Here is a 7,962-nt window from a genome sequence, read left to right as displayed (position 1 = left end):
AATAGATATTCAATGAAAAACATAGACAACAAATAAAAAAAACTACAAAAAATAATTTACAATCTAACCACAACTAAGAAAATTCACTGTCATCCATCAACTGAAAAATTAATTATTGCACAGCCAATTAATGATGTTTTGATACAATAGAATTTTTATATTCGATATAATTCTTAAATTTTCTCAAAAATCCTTGTATATTATTCAGGATCCTCACTTAATTTAACACTACAAAAGCAAAAAATGTTATATATAATAATTAATGCACAGTATCTACAATATATTATTGAATAATCATTGTTTTATTTATGCTGCTATAATGAATGGTTTAAAGGATATTTTTTAGATTTTAGCTGATGATTAATAGTAGATTAATTTTTCTACTGTATACTTTTTAGATATTACTGCTTTGTTTTATTATTATTAATAGCTAAATATTTTCCCTAATATAATTTAATTAAATTATTTTTTATGTATTTTATCTACGAGCAAACATTAGTATAGGTTTTATGATAATTTTGATTTTACATTGTTTAATAAATCATATATATTTTATTTGATTAAATTAGATTAAATTAGTTTAATATATTGTCTAATCAAATCACAGCAATACATCATCAATGATGCAATACTCTCATGACCAGTTATTCCATAATCCATATATTATCATTAATGTATGGTATTTTTGAATTGTCTCCTTTAACTTTTATTTAAAATTAAGTTTTTCATAGTTTTTCATGTATATTTTTAAATATAAATTTAATTGTGTTATTCCTTAAATTATTCAAACATGCTTTTTGTCACTTCATTAAGTTTTGAATTTAATATTTTAGCAGATACTAATATAATTATTACTGACATTAGCCCAAATATTAAAAGTCCTGCTGTTGTTCCAGTATTATTCATATTAACATTACTTCCACCTGAAAAAGCTCCTGAAGCTTTTTGAATGAAACCTGAACCCAATCCATTGTAAGGTCCTATATTGTTATTTTTTAATAAAATTGTTCCATTATCTGAAGTTTTAGGCTTGTTTAGGTCATTATTTGGATCAGTATTTGAACTATTATTATCATTATTTGAATTAATAGTTGGACTATTATTATTTGAATTACTATTATTATTTATGTTATTGGAATTATTATTATCGGTTGAATTAGAATTCCCACTATTTCCAGAGTTTTCATTTTTACCTAATAAGTCTTCAATTATCTTTCTTATTTCATCAAAATTAGGTGGATTTACTGTTACATTCACAACTTGATTATTGTTATTGTTATTATTTTGATTTTGATTTTGATTTTGTAGATTATTATTAGTGTTGTCATTGGTTTGATTTTGTAAAGCATTGTTGTTATTGTTGTTATTATTATTTGTTGTTTGATCTCCTCCAGTCATGATATTATTCTGATCTCCTCCATTTTGAGACATATTATTGTTTTGATTTGTATTTTGTGAATTATTATTTGTTTGATTTGTATTTTGGCTCTGGTTTAAACTAGAATTAACATTTTGATCGCCCTGTGTTAGGTTGCTGTTTTGGTTATTATCTTGTGTCTGGTTATTTGTATTATTTATTGATGGGTTTTCTGGAGGTTTTGGTGTGATTGGAGGAGTGTTATTCTCTTCAGGTGTGTTATTTTCGATTCTAGATAACTCTTCATGAGGAGTTTCTTTTAGTAGTTTAGTAAATATCAGAAGATCTTGACCTGTACCCAATATATTTGCATCTTGATAACCATCTCCCACCATACGGAATGTCCATTCTTCTAAATAGTCTATCCATCTAGTAACATTGTACAATGTGCCATTGATCTCCTCTAATGTTGTAATTTTTTCACTTGAAGGCAAAGTCTTATTAACTTGATATCCATCTGGATAAGTTACAAAAGGTATATTAGGATCATCTGTTATTGGCCATATATGTGGTTTAATCAGATTATCAAAAGAATCAGATAAATTAGGATAATTTTGCCAGTTATTTACGATCCATTCAATAACTCCTTCTTTTATAGTAATATTAGCTAATGTATTATAAAGCTGACCATCAGATAAATTACTGTTATGGTGTTCTACACAGGAAAACATATATTCAACCCATTGTCCATCTTCATTAACCATAACACTATTTTTACTCCTATTAAGATAAGCATTATCAATAGTAAATAGCTGAAGATTAGGTAAAATACTGTTGTTAACGTTATTTTCACGAACAGTAGCATTGGTATTAGAATTACTATTATCAGTACTGTTAACATTACTACTATAATTATTTGAGCTAGATTCTGTACCAATGAGATTATTCTCATTATCACTTATTTCATTTGATACAGACTCCAGTTCAATATCTTCATTTTCATTAATTGCTTCATTATTTTGATTATTATCATTTGAACTTGAAGATATTTCATTATTTGAGGCAGTATTGGTAGGACTATCTAAGCCATTATCTACATCCCCACCCTCGTCTAATTTACTGTTTACATTGCTCTGTGAATTTTCTGAATCTGTATCTGCATAAGAAACTGCAGCTGTAACAAATAATATCAACAGAATAGCAAACATAACCTTTTTATTCATATAAATTCTCCTTACATACTTAGTTTTAATTAATAAAAGCATTTCTTATATTTAAAATGGTTTATTTTTGGAAATAACTTTTGATCAAACTTTTTTTAAAAGTTTGAAATGTTTGTTTCATATTAATAAAAGCATAATTAATGCTTAAAATGCTTTATTTATGGAAATAACTTTTGATCAAACTTTTTTTAAAAGTTTGAAATGTTTGTTTCATATAAATAAAAGCATTTCTCAATGTTTAAATTGTTTATTTATTGAAACAACTTTTGATCAAACTTTTATTTCCAGAGGAGATTTAGAAAAACCTTTGATTCTCTTTTCTAAAAGTTTGTTTTATAAATAGATGTTGATGTGCAAATATAGCTAGTATAAGTTGAATTTTAAGAATAATTACTGATTTAGTAGTATTTTTATTTTCACAATATTTTTTAATAGATTATTGATTTAATTAATTGATTTCATTGATATTTAGATTCCATTAATACATTAATATTTTATTTTAATTTAACAAGTTTAATTTAAACACCTGAATTATTGAATTATATATATTTTTGAAATTGCTTAATGCACATCCATATAATAATATTAAATTAGTTGAATATAAATGTTATTAATTTTAAAAAAATATATGATTATATTTAATTTTTTATAATTTAATTAAAAAATATTCAATTTAATTATTAGTTAATAGCTATTTATTTAATTATTTAGACCATATCTATTTAACTGTACATGGTCTAATATACTGTTAATTCTACAGATAATATTTAAATTTCATTATTTAAAGAACTAAACATTTAAAAAATTAGTATTAACTATATCACCAGATAAAACAAATATTAATTTTATTTAAATTAATTTTATAAGTAATATTATAATTTAAAGTAAATTAATAGGTTCAAAAATGTTATTTTTTAGTTAAAAAATAATATTTAATATTATACAATAGTATAATGAATCAATAAATTATTATCATTACTATTATTTTAGCATTTTTACTAAATAAGATATAAAATAATTATATTTTAATACATTATCAAATATTTAATAAATTAAATTCGTACATATGTCAACTAATTGATTATATACAGATTAAAACATCCAAAATATACTAATAACTCTTAAGAAGATTAGTTTATTATTATTTATTCACCAATAGAATTAGTTTTATATTAAACAAACATCTAAAATATACAATAGATTATTATTTTATTTAATTAGTTTATTAATTAGTTATTATTATACTATAATTATGTTATAATAGCTAGATAGTTACATTACATATCTTTTGGACATATTACATTAAAAAAAAGTATTCAATTCATATTACTATCAAAATAAGTTATAATAAGTTATATATACATAATACAAGTAAATTTATATATTAATTAACCTATTATTAATCTAATAATTTATTATATATTTCCCATATTATAACATCATACAGTTTTATTCTATGGTTTTATTCTATAATTTTACTGTATTTTTTCATCCTACTCTTATAAATAGACAATAAATTTACAGTAGAATAATCTATTGGATATTTTATCTATTGTATCCTAAAATGTCTTAGAATGATTGTAGATTTTATTGGATTATTAATTGGATAGTCTACAGGATCGTTTCTGACTTTATCACTAATAGATTCATAATAATTTATATCTATTGAATTTTCACTAGCTATCCATGCTTTGTATTTATTTTTATTGATTTTCCTTATTTTATTTACAAATATTATTATTTACAATATATATTTTATAGACTTAATTTCTATTCTAAATAATTCACACGAGCAATTATTAGTATAGGTCGTGTTTAATTTTATTTATGTATCCATTTCATTAATATTGTATTGTATAACCTTAATTTAGAGTTATTGATTATATGTCTCTCCCCCAAATTTCTATTTCTCACATTCTTTACATGTTTCAATATTTCATCTATTCAAATATGAGCCCTTTAAGACTATTATCCACAGTTTTTTGAAATTATTTATATTTATATAATTTATCTATATACAAATAGCTACAATTGTAATAGCTATTATAAGCTATTTTAAGTTATTATTTATTATATAGCTCATCAATTGTTTATTACATAGTTAATTTACCAGATATTCAATTAAGTTAATTACTATATTCTATTTATTAATTCCATAGGTTTTGGCTAGCTAATAAATAGTACAAATAGTAATAGAATATGTTCATATTTCCAGAATTGCTTTGAATACTACCAGAATTTCCATTATTTAATAAATAGGTCATTAAATAATTAAAAAATGTATTTTGTCCTGTGCTTCCAATACTTCCAGAATTTTCTCCAGTATTATTACTTACAATATTACCTTTATCTAGAATGTTGTTATTATTATTATTATTATTATTAATATAACCATTGTTGCTTGCTACATTATTTAATAAAAACATCATGAAGAGGTAATCATATAATGAGCCACTTCCTAAGTTTCCACCATTAGAATTATTTCCAATGTTTATACTTCCATTATTTTCCCCATTATTGTTTAAGCCAGTGCCTCCACTATTATTAACATTGTTATTATTGTTCACGGGATTATTTTGTAAAAGTAACAATAATAAGTAGTCATAGAAGGAATTACCGCTTCCAAAATTATTCCCATTATTTTGTGTATTGTTATTAGTATTTAGTGAATTACTAGTATTTCCTAAATTGTTATTGTTATTATTATTCACTCCATTAGTTGCTCCATTTCCACCATTATTTTGCAAGAGCATCCATAATAAATAATCATAGAACATATTATTATTGTTGCCATTGTTAGTATTGTTATTATTCACTCCAGTACCATTATTAGCTCCTAAATTATTGTTATTATTGTTATTGATGCTATTATTTACTCCAGTACCATTATTAGCTCCTAAATTATTATTACCATTATTATTTTGTAATAAGTATAACAAGTAATCATATAAGAAATTACCAGTACTTCCACTAGCAGGTTTAACTATGAAAGAATCATTTTTGCAATCATTTGAGCCACCATTTGAGCCACCATTATTGTTATTATTGTTATTGTTATTATTATTTGATCCAGAATCAGATGATCCAGAATTTGAGCTTGAGTTTGAATTTGAGTTTGAATTAGAACCAGATGACACATCATTGTTGTTATTTTGGCTTAAATTTACATTTACATTATTGTTTTGATTATTATCATTAGTTTGATTGTTATTGCTTGTTTGATTTAAGTTCACATTCACATTCTGATCGCCATCATGTGACTGATCCACATTTACAGATTGATTATTTGATGGATTGACACTTACATTATTGTCTATGTCCACATTTTGATTATTATCTTGATTATTATCAACATTAACAGTTGTGTTGTCAGTGAGATTCACAGTATTATTAATAGTTACATTATCACTATTGTTGATAGTGTTGTTGTTTGTGTTGTTAAGGGTGTTATTGTTAGTATTATTATTGGTATTATTGTTAGTATTGTTATTAGTGTTATTATTGGTATTATTATTAGTGTTATTATTAGTATTGTTATTAGTGTTATTATTGGTATTATTGTTAGTATTATTATTAGTATTGTTATTAGTGTTATTATTGGTATTATTGTTAGTATTATTATTTGTATTATTGTTAGTGTTATTGTTAGTATTGTTATTAGTGTTATTATTGGTATTATTGTTAGTATTGTTATTAGTATTGTTATTAGTATTATTATTAGTATTATTATTTGTATTATTGTTAGTATTGTTATTAGTGTTATTATTGGTATTATTATTGGTATTATTGTTAGTGTTATTATTAGTATTGTTATTAGTGTTATTATTGGTATTATTATTGGTATTATTGTTAGTATTATTGTTAGTATTATTGTTAGTATTATTGTTAGTATTATTGTTAGTGTTATTGTTAGTATTGTTATTAGTGTTATTATTGTCTCCAGGTTTGGTAGAGTTATCTGGTATTTCTTCGTAGGTTGATTGGTTATTAGTAGTTTGATTTCTGTCAAATATGATCAAATCTTGACCAGTTCCACGTTGAGTGGAGTCTTGGTAACCATCTCCCACCATACGAAAGATCCAGTCAGCATAAGTTTCAGTCCATCGTGTAACATTGTATAGTGTACCATTTATATATTCTAAAGTAGAAGTTTTAGGGGTTGAATTTAGGACTTGATGTACTTGATAACCATCAGGATAAGTTACAAATGGAATATTTGGATTGTCGGTTATTTGCCAGATGTGTGGGTTTAATGCTGCCATTGACTGAGCTGTAGTTGGATAATCTACCCAATTATTTACAATCCAATCAATAACTCCTTCTTTTACTATAATTGAATTCATTGTATTGTAATGTTGTCCATTGGTCAAGTTACTGTTGTGATGCTCCACACAAGCAAACATATAACTTACTTGTTGTCCATTTTCATTCACAATTACACGATTATGATTTAAATCAGTTATTGCATTATCTATAGCATAAGGAGTTATGATTCCATCATCCTCATCATTTTCAACACCATTTTCAGCGTCGAGAAGCTGAATTCCTTGGTCATATGGCATGAAACTACTATTATTATTAGTTTCAGCTGATGTATTTACATCTCCATAACTTGTAGAATTTAGATCTCTAGAACTTACAGAACTTGTATTATCACTATCAACATCGCTGTTTTCAGTTAATGTTATAGAATCTTCAGAGCTTTGTCTTGAAACTTGATTGTATACTACATCACCATTATTAGTTTCTTGTGAAGCCGTATTATCAGAGATTCTGACGTTATTTTCTACATTTGAGTTGTTTGCAACATTATTAACTGTTGCATCGTTACTTACTACATTATATCCACTATCAACAGATTCTGTAGTTAATGCACTTTGAATTCCTTCATTAGTCTCATTGCTAGTTTCTGCAAAAGAAAATGCAACAGATAAAAGTGAGACTAATAATATAAGGAATATTATTTTCTTTTTATCCATATAAAGTCACCTACTATTCTGTACTATTTCGATTTTTAGTGTATTAGTTTTTAAACTATTTTCACTACATAATCTTAATTAATACTCTAATTTAAGCGATGCGCAATTATAAAAATTTAATAATTAATTAATGGAGTTATAATTAACTTTAACTGACTTTAATGGAATTTTTAAAATATTAATATAGTTATATTCCAAGTTACAAACATGACATTGATTAATTGCAAATTAGAATAAATTTATTGTGTTTTGAGTTTAACATTGATTAATTGAAAATGTGCTAGATTTTATGTCGTTAGTTATAATTACTAGTTTACTTGAAATTTCTGTATTTATTGAACAATTACCATATTTTTATGAAATCATTGCACATCTTATAAGTATATCCCCTAATTACTATATA

At 24.0% G+C, this 7,962-nt stretch carries 2 protein-coding genes; both read right to left on the bottom strand.

Translation table 11 applies throughout. The annotated features are described in order from the left end of the window. Window positions 1-780 precede the first annotated feature (780 nt). Window positions 781-2,580, bottom strand: coding sequence for a hypothetical protein (locus MBFIL_RS02180; RefSeq protein WP_066971062.1), 1,800 nt, complete (start codon window positions 2,578-2,580; stop codon window positions 781-783). Between the two features lie 2,147 nt (window positions 2,581-4,727). Next, window positions 4,728-7,559, bottom strand: coding sequence for a hypothetical protein (locus tag MBFIL_RS10925; protein ID WP_066971060.1), 2,832 nt, complete (start codon window positions 7,557-7,559; stop codon window positions 4,728-4,730). Window positions 7,560-7,962 lie beyond the last annotated feature (403 nt).

This window comes from Methanobrevibacter filiformis, assembly GCF_001639265.1.
Taxonomy (GTDB): Archaea; Methanobacteriota; Methanobacteria; order Methanobacteriales; family Methanobacteriaceae; genus Methanacia; species Methanacia filiformis.
The sequence above is the reverse complement of the archived record's forward strand: the minus strand, read 5'-3'. Positions and strand labels throughout refer to the sequence as shown.